This window comes from Zooshikella sp. RANM57, assembly GCF_050749885.1.
GTDB lineage: Bacteria > Pseudomonadota > Gammaproteobacteria > Pseudomonadales > Zooshikellaceae > Zooshikella.
Genome location: NZ_JBOIUB010000002.1, coordinates 230,462 through 248,359, shown reverse-complemented (window position 1 = coordinate 248,359; position 17,898 = coordinate 230,462). Strand labels below are relative to the sequence as shown.

The 17,898-nt window shown below is 41.1% G+C and carries 15 protein-coding genes; 3 read left to right on the top strand and 12 right to left on the bottom strand.

Annotation, left to right across the window (positions count from 1 at the left end; all coding sequences use genetic code 11):
• Positions 1–6 precede the first annotated feature (6 nt).
• Genes ACQ96U_RS05810 through acsA form a run of 6 tightly spaced genes read right to left on the bottom strand, consistent with a single transcriptional unit; the run spans position 7 to position 5,772 of the window.
• On the bottom strand, positions 7–510 hold the full coding sequence (locus ACQ96U_RS05810; protein WP_431720303.1) for a hydrogenase maturation protease: 504 nt from the start codon (positions 508–510) through the stop codon (positions 7–9).
• Positions 494–742, bottom strand: a complete 249-nt coding sequence (locus ACQ96U_RS05805) for an acyl carrier protein (protein WP_431720302.1) — start codon at positions 740–742, stop codon at positions 494–496. The genes ACQ96U_RS05810 and ACQ96U_RS05805 overlap by 17 nt, the downstream gene beginning before the upstream one ends.
• Positions 739–2,016 (bottom strand): dihydrolipoamide acetyltransferase family protein, encoded by a 1,278-nt coding sequence (locus ACQ96U_RS05800; protein WP_431720301.1) that lies wholly within the window; start codon positions 2,014–2,016, stop codon positions 739–741. Before ACQ96U_RS05800 ends, ACQ96U_RS05805 begins: the two co-directional genes overlap by 4 nt.
• Positions 2,013–2,999 carry an alpha-ketoacid dehydrogenase subunit beta gene (locus ACQ96U_RS05795; RefSeq protein ID WP_431720300.1) on the bottom strand — a complete coding sequence of 329 codons (987 nt, stop codon included), beginning with the start codon at positions 2,997–2,999 and terminating at the stop codon, positions 2,013–2,015. Before ACQ96U_RS05795 ends, ACQ96U_RS05800 begins: the two co-directional genes overlap by 4 nt.
• Positions 2,999–3,988, bottom strand: coding sequence for a pyruvate dehydrogenase (acetyl-transferring) E1 component subunit alpha (gene pdhA, locus ACQ96U_RS05790; RefSeq protein ID WP_431720299.1), 990 nt, complete (start codon positions 3,986–3,988; stop codon positions 2,999–3,001). The genes ACQ96U_RS05795 and pdhA overlap by 1 nt, the downstream gene beginning before the upstream one ends.
• Positions 3,985–5,772 carry an acetate--CoA ligase gene (acsA, locus tag ACQ96U_RS05785; protein ID WP_431720298.1) on the bottom strand — a complete coding sequence of 596 codons (1,788 nt, stop codon included), beginning with the start codon at positions 5,770–5,772 and terminating at the stop codon, positions 3,985–3,987. The genes pdhA and acsA overlap by 4 nt, the downstream gene beginning before the upstream one ends.
• Before the next feature lie 213 nt (positions 5,773–5,985).
• On the opposite strand from acsA, the gene ACQ96U_RS05780 reads away from it, so the two are divergent.
• Both ACQ96U_RS05780 and ACQ96U_RS05775 read left to right on the top strand, forming a co-directional pair.
• Positions 5,986–6,690, top strand: a complete 705-nt coding sequence (locus ACQ96U_RS05780; RefSeq protein WP_431720297.1) for an SGNH/GDSL hydrolase family protein — start codon at positions 5,986–5,988, stop codon at positions 6,688–6,690.
• A gap of 311 nt (positions 6,691–7,001) precedes the next feature.
• Complete coding sequence (locus tag ACQ96U_RS05775) at positions 7,002–7,358, top strand: hypothetical protein (RefSeq protein ID WP_215820558.1); 357 nt, start codon at positions 7,002–7,004, stop codon at positions 7,356–7,358.
• Between the two features lie 64 nt (positions 7,359–7,422).
• On the opposite strand, the gene ACQ96U_RS05770 is transcribed toward ACQ96U_RS05775, so the two are convergent.
• From ACQ96U_RS05770 to ACQ96U_RS05745, 6 genes are all read right to left on the bottom strand, one after another.
• A complete protein-coding gene (locus ACQ96U_RS05770) occupies positions 7,423–10,212 on the bottom strand; it encodes a tetratricopeptide repeat protein (protein WP_431720296.1) in 2,790 nt (929 codons plus the stop codon).
• 2 nt (positions 10,213–10,214) lie between these two features.
• On the bottom strand, positions 10,215–11,999 hold the full coding sequence (locus tag ACQ96U_RS05765) for a hypothetical protein (RefSeq protein ID WP_431720295.1): 1,785 nt from the start codon (positions 11,997–11,999) through the stop codon (positions 10,215–10,217).
• Positions 12,000–12,027: 28 nt separating this feature from the next.
• On the bottom strand, positions 12,028–12,444 hold the full coding sequence (locus tag ACQ96U_RS05760; protein WP_431720294.1) for a hypothetical protein: 417 nt from the start codon (positions 12,442–12,444) through the stop codon (positions 12,028–12,030).
• A complete protein-coding gene (locus tag ACQ96U_RS05755) occupies positions 12,431–13,588 on the bottom strand; it encodes an AAA family ATPase (protein WP_431720293.1) in 1,158 nt (385 codons plus the stop codon). The genes ACQ96U_RS05760 and ACQ96U_RS05755 overlap by 14 nt, the downstream gene beginning before the upstream one ends.
• A 119-nt stretch (positions 13,589–13,707) precedes the next feature.
• Positions 13,708–14,679 (bottom strand): GGDEF domain-containing protein, encoded by a 972-nt coding sequence (locus tag ACQ96U_RS05750; protein WP_431720292.1) that lies wholly within the window; start codon positions 14,677–14,679, stop codon positions 13,708–13,710.
• A gap of 8 nt (positions 14,680–14,687) precedes the next feature.
• Entirely contained in the window at positions 14,688–15,692 is a 1,005-nt protein-coding gene (locus ACQ96U_RS05745; protein WP_431720291.1) for a response regulator, read from the bottom strand.
• Positions 15,693–16,266: 574 nt separating this feature from the next.
• Here ACQ96U_RS05745 and ACQ96U_RS05740 point away from each other — a divergent pair.
• Positions 16,267–17,838 carry an OprD family outer membrane porin gene (locus ACQ96U_RS05740; protein ID WP_431720290.1) on the top strand — a complete coding sequence of 524 codons (1,572 nt, stop codon included), beginning with the start codon at positions 16,267–16,269 and terminating at the stop codon, positions 17,836–17,838.
• Positions 17,839–17,898 lie beyond the last annotated feature (60 nt).

Genomic DNA, 17,898 nt, shown 5'->3' with positions numbered 1-17,898 from the left:
CGCTTTCTATGAAGTGCTTTTCACCTCTTTGCATATTATCTCATATACTTTTTCACAAATGGCTGGCAGTGTACGGTTAACGGCCTGACTCAGTTGATGACTAAATGAATTAAACGTTTTGCCTGCAATCGCAATGATATCAATGACGGGTAATGGTGGGGCTGATATTGCTAATAACTCAAGCAGCGAGCTTGCATTCCCTCCATGCTCAAATACGTGGCCATTCGTATTAGTGTGTAAAAAAGTCGTGGGATTTACTCCAGAAAAGTAAGAAAGTTGGCCTGCTTGTGAAGGATTATTCACTGCATCAATAATAATGACTTTATCGCAATGGTGAAACCAAGGGAGTAATGTTACCCCTCCTGTTCCACCATCGATTAATTCAATATGAGGTGGCCATTTATACTGTTGATGTAGCCTATTTAAAAGGTGAAAACCAATACCATCATCACCGTGAAGTGGATTACCCAGAAAAATAACATGTATTATGGGGTTAGATGGTTCGTTCACTGATATAACTGACCATATTGTTCAGTGTAGTGATTTTATTGTAATCAACTTCAGGAATATTGACATTCAATTGCTTGGAAATAGACTCCAGTAGTCGTAGGAAATCCATAGAGTCTAAATCGAGCTCATCTCGCATGTCCTCGTCCGGATCTAAACTTTCTGTATCGCTATCAGGTGCAATGGTTTGAATTTGCTCTAACAGAAAACGTGTTAATGTTTCTTTATCTTTCATGTTAGCTGCTCCGGCTTTTGCAATAGTTTATTAATTTTATTCAGTAAGCGAGCACCATCATGCCCATCCGTGACACGATGATCAGCCGCAAGACTCATACTGACAATGGTAACAGGCTTGATAATCTGGTCTTCTACCCAGGCCACCTCGCGGACACGGCCTAACCCAATCAACGCAACCTGTGGTGGAAAAATCACGCCTAAAATGGCATCACTCCCCCGGTCACCCAAATTAGAAATAGTAATAGTCGCATCCTGCATCTCTGACATTTTAAGATGCCCTTCTCTCGCTCTGATAACCTGATCTTTCAGTTTTGCCATCATGGTGGCTGGTGTCAGCGTTGCTGCATTATGTATGGCGGCCACCATGAGTCCACCTTGACGCAAGTTAATTGCATTACCTAAGTGAACCTGTTCTGCTGGTTGAAAATGGTTATTTTGATAAAATCCATTAAAGGTAGGAAACTTCTGTAGTGCTTTAGCTATAGCACAATAAACCAAGGCATTAATAAGTAGTCGACTTTCAGGTGGTTGATTTTCGTTGTAATGTTGTAACCACTGAAGCGCACGCGTTAAAGAAATATCCTGGTTTAAATAGTAATGTGGAATTTCACGTTTGGATTGGCTGACCACGGCAGCAATAGCTTGACGCATTTTTTGTTCATTTGCATCTTGCTCAACATAGCCATGTTTTTTTACTGGCGTGGCATCGTTTAAATCGAACTTTTCCGTTTGAAAGTGATGCTGGATATCGGCTAACACGATTGCACCATTAGGACCCGTTCCCTTTGGTATTGTTCGCCAGTCAAAACCTTGTTGCTCAGCCTGATAGCGTGCAGCAGGTGATATTAACTGGTTCGATTTTTCTAAAGAGAAAGAAAGGTGAGGTTGAGTAGAAATCGTGGTTGTCGTTTCTGGCGGTGGTGTGCTGATAGGTGCTGTTTGAGTTGCTTTGCTGCTAGCGTGTTTCGGTGCTGATGGTTTTTCTGATTTTTCAGTGGGGATTGTTTTAATCGGAGGTGTTTCTACAGCCACTTCACCTAACAGTCTTAATGTAGCAATAGGTTCACCCACAGGAACCTCACTGCCAGGTTCTACCAACAGTTGCTCAATAATGCCATCATCGAAGACCTCCATATCAATTAAGCCTTTCATGGTTTCAATAGTGGCAATGATCTCGCCTTTATGCACGGTATCGCCGGGTTTTATATTCCACTCAGCAACTTTACCCTGCTCCATATCCGCGCCAAAGGAAGGCATAGTGATGGTTTTCATCGATATACTATCTGCTTTGCTGTTGTCACAATATGTTCAATCTGTGGTGTGGCCGCAATTTCTAAGTGTTTTGGATAAGGTATCGGGACCTCTTGACTGCAAACACGTTGCGGTGGTGCATCCAACGCCCAAAAACAATGTTCTGTCACCAATGCACATATTTCCCCAGCCAAACTACCTGTTCGCCATCCTTCATCAACGACAAGGAGTCTGTGGGTTTTATTAACCGAAGAAAACAGGGTTTGTACATCAAGTGGGCGTAAACAGCGTAAATCGATAACCTCGGCGCTGATCTGTTGTTCTGTCAGCGCTTCTGCTGCGGCTAATGTTTTAAACAATGAACCTCCGTAACTCACCAGCGTAATATCTGACCCTTGCTGTCGAACCACTGCTTGTTCCATGGCTGGACAGTCTTCTGGTTTGGGAAGGGCTTCTTTCCTGTTATATAGCATGACATGTTCAAAGATCAGTACCGGGTCGGGATCAACTAATGCCATGGCTAACATATAACGCGCATCTGCGACGGTTGCCGGTGCTAACACTTTAATACCTGGTACATGGGCATACCAGTTTTCCAGACTATGGGAGTGTTGAGCGGCTAATTGTTTACCTGACCCGGTCGCCATCCGAATGACTAATGGTACGCCAAGCTGCCCACCCGACATGTGTCGTAAGGTTGCCGCATTATTTACAATTTGATCCAACGCCAGCAGGCTGAAATTAACCGTCATCACTTCAACAATAGGTCGCATACCGCCCATGGCTGCACCAATACCCGCCCCTACAAACCCTGACTCGGATAATGGGGTATCAACGATGCGCGATTCACCAAACTCTTGCAGTAATCCCTTAGACACCGCATAACAACCACCATAATGACCAACATCTTCACCCATCAGGAACACACTGGGGTCTTGCTGCATGGCTTCTCGAATCGCTTCACGCATGGCCTCACGATAAGTGAGTTGCTCAATATGACTCATCAGGCGGACTCCAGATAGACATCGCGACATAATTCACTGGCAGCTTCAAACTCAGACTGCTCAGCAAAAGTGACAGCCTCTTCGATTTCTTGCTGAACCTCCACTTCTATTTGTTGCCACTCGGCTTCATCCAACTTGCCATTGTGCTCCAGCCACTGCTTTAACTGGAGAATAGGCCCCTTTTGCTGCCAGGTAGAAACCTCTTCAGGAGAGCGATAAAGCTGGGTATCAAACATAGAATGGCCTCGGAACCGGTAGGTATGACACTCAATTAAGTGGGGACCTTCGCCCTGACGTATCGCGGTACAGCACTTTTGTGCGGCCGCTTCAACATCAACCACATTCATACCATCCACTTCGACAGCTGCGAGACCATAACTTTGGGCTTTTTTGAAAATATGCTGTTCAGACTCTGAGATAGATAAGGCCGTCCCCATGGCATACAGGTTATTTTCACAAACAAACAGTACGGGTAATGACCAAAGCTTGGCGAGATTGAGGCTTTCATGAAATTCGCCTTCAGCCGCAGCCCCTTCGCCAAAAAAGCAGACGGTAACACGATTGCGGTTTTGCATTTTATCCGCCAGCGCTAACCCTACAGCCATGGGTAATGCACCAGCCACAATAGCATTGCCGCCATAGAAGCGTTTGCTGGCATCAAAAATATGCATAGAGCCACCTCGGCCTCGACTGCTGCCAGTGACTTTGCCAAACATTTCTGCCATCACCGCATTCATGCTTAAGCCTTTCGCCAGTGCATGACCATGTTCCCGATAGGTAGCCACGACAGCATCGTCGTCTTGCAGCACTTTCATCACCCCAACGGCAACGGCTTCCTCTCCAATATAGAGGTGTAAAAAACCGCGAATTTTTTCCTGCATGTAGAGTTCAGCGCACTTTTCTTCAAAGCGTCGAATGCGCACCATTTGTTTGAGTAAAAAATGCAGATGGGTTTTATTAATATGGGGTTTGGTATCGGCTGCTGTCATACTTCATCCCCTGTATTTTGATGAGGTGGGTGCTCATCACTTTCCAGTGTTGAAATATCACCTTCAGGTAGGCCTAGCTCACGAGCTTTTAATAACCGGCGCATGATTTTACCGCTACGTGTTTTCGGTAGATTATCTTTAATATGGATTGTTCGAGGCGCAACTGCGGAGCCTAGTTTTTTTCGTGCGTGGGCCATTAATGCGGTTATCAGCTCTTCATTAGCCTCATAACCTGGCTTGAGTGCCACATAGGCAATCACTACTTCTCCGGCTACCTCATCGGGTATACCAATGACACCCGCTTCTGCGACCGCCGGATGCTCAACCAGAACACTTTCTACTTCAAACGGACCAATCAAGTGGCCTGCTGATTTAATAAGGTCTTTACTGCGACCCACAAACCAGAAGTAACCATCATGGTCTTCGTAAGCCAAATCACCACTGAGATACCAGTCACTATTGAAGCAGTTTTTATAACGCTCAGCTTCATGCAAATAATCGCGAAACATAGAGGGCCAGCCAGGTTTTAGTGCTAGCTCACCAATTTCACCCTGTTGATTCAGTTCAGTTAGCTGTCCTTGTTCATCCACCCTGACAATACCGGCTTGAATTCCAGGTAACGGTTGGCCCATTGAGCCAGGCTTAACAGGCTCAGCTGCAAAGTTAGCCAGCATGATGCCCCCTGTTTCAGTTTGCCACCAGTTGTCGTGGAAAGGTTTACCAAATACCCGTTGGCTCCAAGTAACGGCTTCAGGGTTTAATGGTTCACCGACACTGGCGAGAAAGCGAAGCGTACTAAGGTCATAGTGTTGAATCAGCTCCTCTCCCACTTTCATCAGCATTCGGATCGCTGTTGGTGCGGTATACCAAACATTAACTTTTTCTCGTTCAAGAATTTGATACCAACGCTCAGGATCGAACTCTGCTTCATCCACAATCAATGTCACCCGATTGCACAGCGGTGAAATAATGCCATAGCTGGTACCTGTCACCCAGCCTGGGTCTGCAGTGCACCAGTAAGTATCACCAGGGTGTAAATCCAATGCATAAAAACCAGAATGTTTATGATGTACCACTGCTTCATGGACATGAACGGCGCCTTTGGGTTTTCCTGTTGTACCACTGGTGAAGTGTAATAAGGCGGGTGCTTCTGCTGCGGTTTCACAGACTGCAAATTGCTCATTCGCAAGAGGTAGTTGGCTATCGAGGTCGATACAATCATCAGGGCACTGTCCCTTACAGTCGTACAATAAGACATGTTGCAACGTACCGAGTTGATGCCGCCAAGCAGCAACTTTCTTTTTGTACAGTTTTAAACTGCTGACCAGAATGTTTGCATCACCAATCGTCATTCTTGACTGTATAGGTTCAGGACCAAATGCAGAAAAAAGCGGGCAAAATACGCCACCTATTTTTAGCGTGCCTAAAATCGCGGCATAAAGTTGGGGGGTGCGCCCTGCGAGACTAAAAACACGATCACCAGGTTTGGTACCTAATTGACCTAAAAGATTAGCAAAGCGATTACTCAGCACTTTTAAGTCAGTATAGGTATAGGTTTGACGCTCTCCCTTTTTGCCTAACCAAATCAATGCATTTTGTTCGCCATGTCCCTCATCGACATGCCGATCAACGGCTTCAAAGGCAATATTAATCCCTTTACCATAGCCTTTGATATTGGCACGCGCCTGCTGCCAGCTAAATGACTGATAACAACGATGATAGTCAGTAAGGTTTGGCGTAAGACTGAATTTTTTCAGGTTTTTATGAATAATTGGAAAGTCCATAGGCCACCACTTGTTTCAGGCCCATCTTTCATCATATGTTACGGGCCTATTTATATACTGTTATTGTGTCACTATCCTAAATGTGACTTTTTACAAGACGTTTACCGTCTTACTTTTAAGACTTAATAATATTGATGGATAAGTTAATTCGATATGGCTTCTACTCAGTCTTAAAACTTAGACTGTCATGGATAGGCAAACTGGAAAAAGAATATGAAAAACCAATTAGTCACCCTTGGACTAGCCCCATTTTTGCTTGCTCAAGGTTTATATGTCAGGCGAAAAACACCTTGTTTACCAGAACCTGCAGGTCCACGACAAGGTATACAGGGACAAGGACCCGCGCTTAAACTACTTATATTAGGTGACTCTTCTGCTGCGGGGGTGGGAGCACCTTCTCAACAATTTGCACTGTCAGGGCAGTTAGTAGAAATACTCAGTGCGTCGTACACGGTTGCATGGACCCTGACCGCGAAAACCGGCTATACCATAAAAGATTTGATTAACATATTACACACGATGCCACAGATGCCACTTGATATTGCTATTGTGGTGGTGGGTGTTAACGATGTCATTAAGGGGACCCACCAAAAGCAATGGCAACAGCAGCTGGATCTGCTGATTCAATTATTAACAGAGAAATTTGCCTCCCCTACACTGTTTTTTTCTGGCTTACCACCCATGCATTTATTCTCAGCATTACCTTTTCCACTAAAGTGGTATTTAGGAAAACGAGCCCGTTATCTTGACGGTACGTTATCTACGCACTTGTCTAAATATAAACATTGCCAATACTTGCCCATGAATTTACCATTTGAACCCTCTTACCTTGCTTCCGACGGTTTTCACCCCAGTCCGGATGCTTATAAATGCTGGGCAGCAGCCCTTGCTACAGAAATTGTAAAAAAAAACGCATGATGTCTGATTTTAGTCAATTAGCTGAAACTGTATGGCTTATATTCGTGCTACGAAAGTACTAAAATATGCTTTTCTAAATAAGTCTTAAGAGGTTTTTTATAGGGAAATTTAAATTTAGCCAATTCACACAGCACACAAAGTATTCTTTATTGTATTAAACACAATAATTTGATTGATGATTGCATAGATTATACTGATAAGGGTATGCGCCTAATACGCAACGAGATAAGTTAACATAAAAGTCAATCAACAAGTTTATGCGTCACATCTTTTAAAAAATGGATTTTTGCTCAGTCTAAAGGGTGACCGCAATGAAAAAAGTATCAATTCTTACTTCACTTGTATTATCAGCTATAGTAAGCCTGCCTGCATCCGCTGAATGCACTCGTGATGCCTGGAAAATGGGATGGACAGGTGCCCAGTTTACATGCAATGAGCTTGTCAATGGTTGGGCTGCCAGACAACCAACTCGTCCACGCTCCTGTTCTTTTCAGGATGTTGTTGATTGTAAGCGAGCTATGGCAAGCTATCTGGAAGAAACTCATGAAGGTTATGTATGTAAAGGGCTAATCGACCAAAAAGCGCCAATTTATGATGACAATGGCAATTTTATTGGCACAGCTGATCGACTGTGGATTCAAACCCAAAAACATATTTGCAATATGTAGTTTATGAGTAACCCATCGAGTCTCACTAGGGTGGGACTCGATTTTTGTTTTAAATATTGGGTGTTCATATATTGAGTTGATTAATTTTCTGTCCGGTTAATGTATTGATGACTAAAATACTGCCAGAGCGAGAGAATACAATCATATAATGTTGATAATGTGTTATTTGTAATGGGCCATCTGCAGTAATATTTATTAATTCCTTTTCAAATTTATTGCTTCGTCTTGTAATAGGTTGTTTCATACTAAATAGGCTTACATGGTAAGCTTCTGTTTGATAACTAATAACAGCTACATTGTGAAAATAAGACAGCTGATAAAAACCTGCGAGATTACCCGTTAACGGGAAGCTAAACCACTTTCGCTCTAATGTACCTGAGCTCATAGGCACATTCTGATATGCAGATTGGGATGATGAGATATTAACCAGGCTCTGACAACCCAGTAAAAGAGCTTGCTCTTCGACATATTTTGCAATAATAACCTGTTGAGTATTGGAGAGCATGGTTATACCAAGCGCTTTTTCAAAAGTGCAATGCTTAATGGGTTCGCGCCATTTCAATGTAAGCGCAGGAAAACGGTAACTCCAAAACTGAATATCATGTTGAGTTTCAATTAAAATATTTATATCTTGTTCATTACGTTCAATATAAATAACATTTCCAGGCAAGTCATTAATTTGCCAATGTGTGCTGCCAGGATCCGTTAAAAAGTCAAAGCAATAAATGCTTTGTTTATTAGCACAAAACCAAAAAGTACCATCATAGGTTTTAGCCCAATGGTCAATCTCAAAATCACCTATCAGTGTGAGTTTACGCGAAGCGAGCTCAAACTCAGCAAGTGAGATAAATGTTGAGCGCTGGCATATAATTAAAGCCTTATTACCGTGATCTGATGGAATAAGTTTATGGCCTGGTTGACTGTATTTTTGTATAGTTTTTCCTGTAATATCAATAAGCTTTAAGCCTGTATCACCTTGAGCAACTAACAAGTTAAAATTATCAAAGCACACTACATCAAATAATGGTGTCTGCGGGCAACTGGTGGATAATGAGAAACATAAAGGAAGGTTTGTGCGTTGGTTAAGTCCTTGCCATTCACGTTGAATTTTTACTTTGCGTGCTTCTGAAAGAAAGCATGGATCATCAATTTTACTTAGTAATTTTTTAAGAATATCTGAGGATAACTGATATTCACCGTGCTCTGCTAACCGATAATAACAGCGTGTAGCAAGCTTCGCAACCCAGGCTATAGCCGTTGTGTAAGGTTTTAATGCTATAAGCTCATTAATAACTTGTAACCGTAAATGGTTTCTGATGGAGTCAGTTTCCGCGTTAGTATTTTCTTGTATTTGGAATAGGTTGTGAAGTATTTGTGCATGGTGGCTGGCATTTGCTTTATCATAGTATAAGCCGTGTACATGTAACTTTAGAGAAAGAGCACTGTCTGTAACTTGTTCCAAGTAAGCAAACCACGCTGTTATTTCATCCTCAAGCTCTGCTACACCTAACCCTATTGTTATGGCATTTAAATAGTCACCTGCAAGTGCATATTGTCGTGCACTATAAACCTTTAATGCTTCTGCCAGGTCAGGGTGTGTTTTTTCCAATAAGTTAATTGCTTCTGGTAACTGTTTTGTTGAGAGGGCTAACCAAAGTGCATGCTTTTTTTCTCCTGCAAGCATCCATAAACGGATTACTCTGGCAATAGAAAATTGTTTTGCTTCTGCTAACTCAGCGGCAAGCTGGTACATTTTTTTCTGTTCTAAATAGGATACAGCGTCATCATGTTTATTGAGTAGTTCACCTAAGACAAATGCAGCATCTTTATAACGGCCTGCTTGATCAAGTTGTCGAAAAGATTGCTGGTAAACATCTCGAAGATGGTTATTTAAGTCATCATGAACATTAAGATATGAAGTACCACTGGTTTGTTCATTGCTAAAACTTAGGGCATTTCGTTGCTGACTCAACCAACCTGAAGGCATATTCTGTTGTGGTGAGGTCGGCATGTTATCAATAGAAATAGCATGCTTAAGCGCTTCATCAAAGTTGCCTTGTTGAAACATCTCCAACATGTTTTTAAGGTAACTTGCTTGTTGATGACCGATAAATGCTCCGAGTCGTGAAGTCAGCAACTTTTTCATTAACCACTGCTGCCACCCTCTCGGTTTAACTAAACGTTGAGAAGAGGATTGATCGACTGAGGTGGAGTGCTCTACTGTGGTGTTATTTGAGCTATGATGAGCCGGAGTATCAAGTCGTTTTGCTAATTGAAAAAGCATTTTTTGCCAAAATGACGGCTTTTGGGTTGGAGCTGAACGAGTAGATTTCCCTGCTTCTTTTAACGCATCTGCAAGCGTTTGCTGTTCACTAGAGGCGGCAAATTTTTCGGCACCAAATACATCACGAGTCCTTTTATCAATCTTGTTATCAATGAGCTTGGGTTTTGCTGGAGGAAAAGCAAGTTCAGTTAGAGTAATAACATTATAATTTTCTAATGTCACCCACTCCCCAGGATGACAACGCACACTATCACTCAGCTTATAATGCTGTACTTGGCCCTGGTTATTATGAGTTACTGTGTGTGGATAGCATTCATCATCTGAGAAATGATCCCCTGAAACATAACGAGTACCTTTTTTGACCAATGCATAGCCTGGTGTTAGTTCGCATACAAGTTGCACTGGTTGAGCATAAATTAAAATATAAAATGATGAAAATTTATAGAGTTCTGCTCCAGGTTGCCAGCACTGCAAAATAGTCGACTGAATTTTTTTTGCCGATTTGGAGTTGGGTATCAATAAGCCATTTGCATTTACTTTGCCGCTAAAAACCCATTGTGGTAGTTTCATTGTTAGCGCTGCACCGACAAAATAGTTGAACGTTGATCAATAGAAAAAAATGTTACTTTATTTTCCTCACATATAAACGCAATAGTATCTTGTACTGGATTGACAACAGCCATCATGATCGTCGCTTCAGCATGATGAATGACTTCGCTTCCAGATGACATAAGAGCAATAATCTGCAAGCGATTTTCACTGAGTACGAGTATTACAGGTTGCTCATTATTAGCCGTTCCTTTAACCGCATGGTGTGATGGTTTAAAGGCGTGATAGACACCAAAGGCATGAACAGTGTCTGGAACGGGTATGGCAGTGATTGAGTGCTGATTGGGACAGGCCACAATGTGCCAACTTGATGTGTTGTAGGGGAATGCAACCCAATAATTACTTGATGCTCCATGAATAAATAGTGGCGGCTGCTGGAATGCACCCAATTCATACCGACAGCACTTTTCATAATCACCTACCATCCGTGCCAGAACTAATTCATGCTCATTTCTTTCATTAACGTCGACTTTAATTTTATATACATAAGAAAATAGCTTACCAATAGACAACACCTGTTGATCAATAGTTGTGACTCGATAAGGTGCTTTAAGCTCAAGCCGTCGTAGTTGGTTTTTGATGTCTCTTATCTGTAAATGAGCCTCCCCCTGCTCTGCTGTATTTTTACGATAAATGAACGTATTGAAGACAGTGTCTTTTGGTAGTGTCAGCGATTGTTCTTTGGTTTTAATAAACGAGCACATACCTGGCACATCTATAAACTTTAACCCCTCGTGCTGCACAAGAATTTTTGTTTGATAGCGTTTGCTAAAGTGAACTGCAGCAATAGGACTACCTGATTGTTGACGTGTGATTTTGGCCTGACGCTGCCCCTGTTGAGGTACATAAATAACGTTTACGCTTTGTTTTTTATCAATGATAATCAGTTTTTTTCCATTACAACTAAAGCCAAGTTCTTTGATTTCATGATGTGTGTCTGTAAAAACAACGGGGAGAGTTTGTTTGACAATAAATGGGTTACGAATAATGCGTAAACATTGTTGTGCATCAGGCAGTGGTAAGGTAATGAATTTTTCAGTTCTTTTTTGTTGCTTAATGGCACAATTAATTAAAACAGGCTGGGAGAGGATCTGCTCCTGCAGTTGAATGAGATGATGGTTTAGTGTGGAAAGGTGAAGCGAATGCCCACTGATTAGCCATAAGTCAGTTAATTCACAACTGAGATCATTTAGCTTGTTATCCCAATACAATAGATGTTGATTTGTTACTGGTTCACTGTAGCGTGCAGATAGCAAAACGTTTATGGTGTCTTGTTCAAGTGTGTTTAGGCTATGAAGTGTTGTATTTTGTAAGAAGCCAAATGCAAAGGTGGCATTTGCAAACTGTGCCCTCCGCCACAGTAAAATTAGTAATGCTAGCAAGATTACTTTAGGTTGTCCCAGTAAGTCTGGACCACCGTCAAATAATACGACACTGTGTTTTCCCTCATCTTGATTGATTCGTTTGACTTTTGTAAATAAGTGCTCTTGCATAATAGCTCTACGAGTAAACTCATCAGGATAATCGTCAAGCAATGCCCATTCGGAAAGTAGCAGGCGTTGATAATCCCCCCGTGTAGAAAGTCCATCTATTCCATCAGGAAGAGCAACACCTTCGTACTCGTTGTGTTGTATTGGTTGAATATGACCTGTTAGCCGTTTGATGAGAGAGATGAGTACGACCTGAATATCATCTGGAAAAATGCTTAAAATTACATGCCAGTGCTTTAAACCTGAGGGTAACTGCATAACATTAAAATAGGTATTGAGAGTTAGTTTAAGTCAGTAGTGATTCAAGATAAGCCGCTTGAATTTGACGTGCCTGATGTAATGGAAGTATTTGCTGCTCTGTTGGATCAATTAAGTACAAGCCGGAGCCAAGTTTTTGAGTCACACTAAACTGCACAATATCAGCACTAATCGTTGGTGTTAATAAGGTAGGCATCATTAAATTTGGAGCAAGATGATCTTTGCCAAAATAAATGCAACCTGGTAACCATGGTAATGTCTCAGCTTTACCTATTAACACCATAAGTGTTTGTTTAAAATGTAAACCCTGTAGCGCATTTTGCTTTGTTGCTGACCAGCCTAGTAAGCGCTTGACCATTGGTTTAAATTGGCGCTGTTTGCATAACACAGCCATGGGTTCTAGAGGATATTGTCTTGGTTGCCAGTCAAGCTTAGTTTGAGCCATTTGCAGAATGTTCCAACAGTCCAATCAACTTTTCTCTTAATGCCTTAAGTTCTGGTGGCATTTGGGATGGTGAAAAACTGGAATCAATTTCCCGACCAATGGCTTCGAGCTTGGTTAAAGCATCTTCTGGTAAAGGTGCATTGGCTTCAGGTAGCAGTGTTTGAGCACGATCAATAATATGCTGAGCTCGGGTTGCTAGGCTTAATGATGCTAACTCAGCTGCAGCATTTAATGTTGTGTTTTCAGTTTCTTGCAAAATATCATGTAGCACTTCTCGACTTTGTTCTTGACCTTCTTGGGTGGGAATAACATAAACTAATGCCCATAAATCGCGTGCATCGGGCTTGGTACTTCCGCGTAATGCAGCTGCTGCACTGATCAGTGATAATGACTTCACTAGACGACGGTCCGATAACATAATGCCTTCTTTTCGCAGCAAACTGACACAATGAGTCAGCGGTTGATAGACTTGCTCCATATCAGCATTTGCTGCTGCTTTAGATAAGACATCAAGGTGTTCTAATGAAGTGACATTGCTAACCGCTTTATGTCTTACTTGCCAGCCACCTCTTAACAAATCTTCGAGTAAGTTTTCACTGACAGGCTCGATAAATGTATGTAATAAAAAGCGGTCTGCGAAGGCTGCGAGGGCTTCATCTTCTGGTAAATGGTTAGCCGCTGCTACACATACTTTTAAAGGACACTGGTGAAGAGTATGTCCTCGTCGAAAAATACGTTCATTTAATACACCCAGTAATGTATTTAAGACTGCAGTTGAAGCCAAAAAAACTTCATCTAAAAAAACAATGTCTGCCTCTGGAAGCATTCCTTCAGTAGCCGTTTCAACGGTGCCATCACGTAGCTTACGTAAGTCAACTGGACCAAATAGCTCACTCGGCTCAGTAAATCGACCTAATAAATATTCAAAGTATTCACCACCTAATGCATGGGCAACACGTCGAACGGCTGCACTTTTGGCTGTACCTGGTGGACCAATAATGAGAAGATGTTCTTGTGCTACTGCAGCCAACGCAATTAAATCGACTAAAGACTCACGATCAATAAGTCCTTGAGTGGCTTGTTTAAGCCCTGTTCGAATAGAATGTGCTGCTGACTCGACTAAATGAGACAAGTGTTCAGGCATACGGCGTATTATTACTCATTAAAAATTTGAGTGGGTTAATTTAAAACATAATAATTTGTGATGCTATTATTATTATTTTTAGAATAAGACAAGGATAAATTTATCGTTGCTCAAGTCGTTTATTTTTTACTTATGCCGTATACAGTGGATTGATTTCGTCCATTCTGTTTAGACTGATAAAGTGCTTGGTCTGTCCTTTCTAACCAAACCTTGTAATCTTGAATTTCAGGAATAATTTGAGCAATCCCTAGGCTGATCGTAACATTAATATCACGTCCTTCATGCGTTACAGTCGTTTTTTCAATAGATTTTCTCAACCGTTCAGTAAAGTATAAAGCACTAGGAGAGTCAGTATTGACCAAAATAACCGAAAACTCCTCTCCACCATAGCGCCCGGCAATATCCGAAGTGCGTAAATTGTCTTTTAATTTTGTTGCTACCGTACTGATAACAGCATCACCGGCTGGGTGGCCATAAGTATCATTCACCTTTTTAAAATGATCAATATCAAACATAACGAGACAACTCGTTTCATGAGTGCGTACAAACCGAAAAAATTCACGTTGCAGGCACTCTTCCCAATAACCTCGGTTAAACAGTGTAGTCAGACGGTCTGTGCGACTTAATTCTTCAAGCTGATGATTGGCCTTTTCTAAACCACTTTTATTTATTGCGATATCCGTTACATCATAAATAATAAGGCATATGTGGTTTACTTCACCATTGGCTGAAACCAAAGGACTCACTGTGATATTCTGGTACATGAAAGGTTCAGTACCAGTTATGGGACGGTAACTACGAAAGCGGAATAAGTATGGACGCTGTTCCCAAGTGGTAAAGGTTTTATTTTTTAAGAGAAAGACGGGCTCAGTTTTATTTCGAAACCACTTTTCCTGAATTTCATCAAAAAGCGAGAAGAGAACTTGGCCTTTGACTTTAAGTGGTCCCATACCACTGTGGTTTTCCATAAAGCTATTCCATACCTGGATTCGGTATTCATGGTCTAATACAACTAATCCTACTTCAATATCTTGAAGCATCCCCATCATCCAATGGAGTTCTTTGAACCCTAATAAACTGTGGTCAACCATGTAGCCCCTTACTCTAATAAATAAGCGATTTTTTGTCGTAGTGATGTAAGTGAGTCTTCAGTAAATAAAAGCAACAGATCACAATTGATATTGTAGTTTTCGATTGAGTAACAAATTTCGATAGTTAAGGTTTTTTTCCAATAACATGCACCTTGCTTTATTAAGTCACCTTCTTTGACATGCTGACCAAGTACAATAGGATGTCCTTGGCTAAAGTTGACATCAAGCTGTTCACTAAACCCTTTGACACAAGCACCTATCAGTAAACTGGCAACATCCATGATCAACTCTAACTCCATTTTTTCATCTCGTTCGCCCTGATATTTTGTTAGCTTCGCCATATCTTCGAAGCTGGAATCATAAAACAGCAGCAGTGCTTCACCGGCAATTCCAGAACCAATAAAACCTTGACACACAGCAGAAAAAGTATCGGTATCCGCTGATGATTGCAATGCCATTGTGAGCTCAGAAACTTCAAGGGTATTGACTTTAGGAATGGGCATTACCACAAAAACATGTAGTAATCGGGCAAGTAAATCAGCTGCACGTCCCATAGCAACATTAGCGATTTCCCGGTAGCATTCCATTTCATTTATTGGGTCAGGCTGTGTTGATGCTACTTCGGTTACTTTTGACTCCTGGCTTTCAGCCAATAATCCGTATTGACTTAGCAAATGTTCAATTTCTTCAGCAGAAACTGGCTTTTTAATAAACTCAAGTGCCCCCAGGTCCATGACGCGTTTCCTGGCATCGGGTTGTATATCACCTGAAACGACGATCGTTATAACATTAATACTTTGTTCTTGAATTTGCTGTAACACACCATAACCATCAAGCTCTGGCATATTGAGGTCAAGAAAAAGGATATTGATAGTACCTTCCTGTAAAATAGAAACTGCTTCTTTACCGTGCTTGGCAAACTGGATATCTGCATCCCATTTTTCTGGTAAAGCGCGAGCCATTTGCTTCCTTGCAACACTGGAATCATCACAAATTAATACTTGATGAGTCATTGGTTAACCATTACGCCTGATATTTTTGTTACAGTATAGCTGCAAGCGTTTGGGTAAGCCGAACAAATTCAGTTATTCCTTGGAATGTCATTGAGAAAAATTGATAAGCATTTGCATCTTTATTGAGGAAAACATCAAGAATAGTTAATTTTTAGAGAATGTATTGATTTTATTTTATGCGAAAAGCGCTGATGTTATTTCAAACGATTTGAGAGAAATGGTTAGCAATAATAAGATTGATTGATGATGTACACCAAAGGCTACAGCCTTAAATGTGACCTGCATGCTGTATATTTTGTTTGTATCTTTTAAAATACGCCGCAAAATAGTAAACACTACACCTCCATTATACCTATAAAAATTAAATTAATTCACTTGTTTTGGGTTAACCAAAGCATTCCTGCTGAATTTTTAGTGGGTGTAAATGTATTAGTAGAAAGAAGATGTATGTTAGTGAATCGTTTTGAAAAAAAACAAATAGATTCTCTTTAAGGTAAGCCTCAATAGGTATATCTACATAAATAATTATTATGTAGTCAGTATCATGGTCTGTTATGGACGGCAGTTATAAACAATGTGGAATTTATTTAAACACTGGATTTTAAATAATCCGTTAACCGTTACGCTAGCGCTATTCACTTCTTTTAATGTCTATGGATTAAGTTTTGACTCGCAGTCTACACGTGACTCACGATTGGATAATGATCCAAAACATAGCTTATTTAGTATTAGTTATGATAATCATTTTCTATCAAAAAATACTTCTCAGCGCAGTGAAATTTTTGATCTCGATGAGTGGGTGCATGGTTTAAAAGTTGATTTTCAGTCACGCTATTACTTTAATTTTATTGGAGTGGATGTGTCTCTGGGTAGTGCCACCTATATCAATAATGGCATAGCTCAGGGTAGTAATACCTCAAGTGGGTCATCAGGCAATAATAATGTGGGGATTGGCCAAAACCAGCAACCAGGAACTACCGCAGGGAATGGGGACGAGCAGACATTTAATTATGTAAGTGCAAGTTATGAAAGCTTGACTGGAGTTTTGGGTGATAAGATTAAAACATGTAATGCTACCCCAGGTGTAGGTTGTGACAGTCTACCATATTCCACCAGTCGGGAGCGGGTAGACTATCTCCGCCAACCACAACTGGGTAATTCCTCGGTCAATGAAGTCTCTGCTATCACTCAAGCTTACACAAAAATGCGTTTTGGTAGTGAACAACAGCCATTTCATGTGCGTTTTGGTTTACAAAGTCTTCATCTAGAAACATTTTCTACTTCAGGTTCTTATGTACTCCCTAGTTCAGTGTTTGGTGCCCTAGTGAGTACCAATGTTTCTGGAGCTGATGTGTATTATGGGCGCTTTAATCAATACCATGAACGAGGCTCTAGTCAGTTTATTAAACCATTCACCAGCTATTCCCAAGAACAGCGAGTGAAGTATATTGATGTTTTGGGTACCCAATATGCTTTTGAGAATGGTTTGGTTGGTCAACTTGAAATGGGTCGTGCGGGTAATCAGCTAAAAAAATACTTTGCCAAGCTTTATTACCTGGTGGATGTAGTAGAAGGTATTTCATTATCTCTTGATGGCCGTGCAGGGCTAGCACAAGGAAAACAAGCCTATGGATATTATGACTGGCTGTCTCCTCTCAATCAGTTTTTCTACGTTCAATATGAAGATTATAAAAGTCGTTATTATAATGTAACTGCTGCACTGCACACACAAAACAGCAAGCTTTACTTTGGTATTAATAAAACAGAGTTAGCCGACTGGGGAAGTGGTTACTTTTACGATGATCAAAGTGCATTCAACTCCACTTTGGCTTTGTATAAAAATTATAACCATAAAAATGAGCTGGCCTGGGTCATCGGTCTAGACTACGACTTTTCGGGTATCAAGCTTCCTGGCCTTAATTTGGGCATTCACTATGCACGAGGGAAACGACCTGGTGAAGATATTGTCCTTGAACTTGACGAAAAGAATACCGAGCAAGAAGTGGGAGGTTATATTGCCTATACCTTGCAGTCAGGCTTACTTGAAGGGTTAACGTTGGGCTGGCATTTTGCTCGATGGCAGGGCTTTGAAAATAATGAAAACAGCAGTCGTTTTCTGCTGACCTATAATTTGGCTAATTTTTAGACGATATTAAAAGGGGAAGACTTTAACTTGCGATTGGACAAAGATTTGCCTAGCATATAA

What these genes read in the sequence shown, in the direction of transcription:
- ACQ96U_RS05805 (WP_431720302.1), bottom strand. Translation starts at nt 742, where the DNA reads ATGAAAGATAAAGAAACATTAACACGTTTTCTGTTAGAGCAAATTCAA.
- ACQ96U_RS05800 (WP_431720301.1), bottom strand. Translation starts at nt 2,016, where the DNA reads ATGAAAACCATCACTATGCCTTCCTTTGGCGCGGATATGGAGCAGGGT.
- ACQ96U_RS05795 (WP_431720300.1), bottom strand. Translation starts at nt 2,999, where the DNA reads ATGAGTCATATTGAGCAACTCACTTATCGTGAGGCCATGCGTGAAGCG.
- pdhA (WP_431720299.1), bottom strand. Translation starts at nt 3,988, where the DNA reads ATGACAGCAGCCGATACCAAACCCCATATTAATAAAACCCATCTGCAT.
- acsA (WP_431720298.1), bottom strand. Translation starts at nt 5,772, where the DNA reads ATGGACTTTCCAATTATTCATAAAAACCTGAAAAAATTCAGTCTTACG.
- ACQ96U_RS05780 (WP_431720297.1), top strand. Translation starts at nt 5,986, where the DNA reads ATGAAAAACCAATTAGTCACCCTTGGACTAGCCCCATTTTTGCTTGCT.
- ACQ96U_RS05775 (WP_215820558.1), top strand. Translation starts at nt 7,002, where the DNA reads ATGAAAAAAGTATCAATTCTTACTTCACTTGTATTATCAGCTATAGTA.
- ACQ96U_RS05770 (WP_431720296.1), bottom strand. Translation starts at nt 10,212, where the DNA reads ATGAAACTACCACAATGGGTTTTTAGCGGCAAAGTAAATGCAAATGGC.
- ACQ96U_RS05765 (WP_431720295.1), bottom strand. Translation starts at nt 11,999, where the DNA reads ATGCAGTTACCCTCAGGTTTAAAGCACTGGCATGTAATTTTAAGCATT.
- ACQ96U_RS05760 (WP_431720294.1), bottom strand. Translation starts at nt 12,444, where the DNA reads ATGGCTCAAACTAAGCTTGACTGGCAACCAAGACAATATCCTCTAGAA.
- ACQ96U_RS05755 (WP_431720293.1), bottom strand. Translation starts at nt 13,588, where the DNA reads ATGCCTGAACACTTGTCTCATTTAGTCGAGTCAGCAGCACATTCTATT.
- ACQ96U_RS05750 (WP_431720292.1), bottom strand. Translation starts at nt 14,679, where the DNA reads ATGGTTGACCACAGTTTATTAGGGTTCAAAGAACTCCATTGGATGATG.
- ACQ96U_RS05745 (WP_431720291.1), bottom strand. Translation starts at nt 15,692, where the DNA reads ATGACTCATCAAGTATTAATTTGTGATGATTCCAGTGTTGCAAGGAAG.
- ACQ96U_RS05740 (WP_431720290.1), top strand. Translation starts at nt 16,267, where the DNA reads ATGTGGAATTTATTTAAACACTGGATTTTAAATAATCCGTTAACCGTT.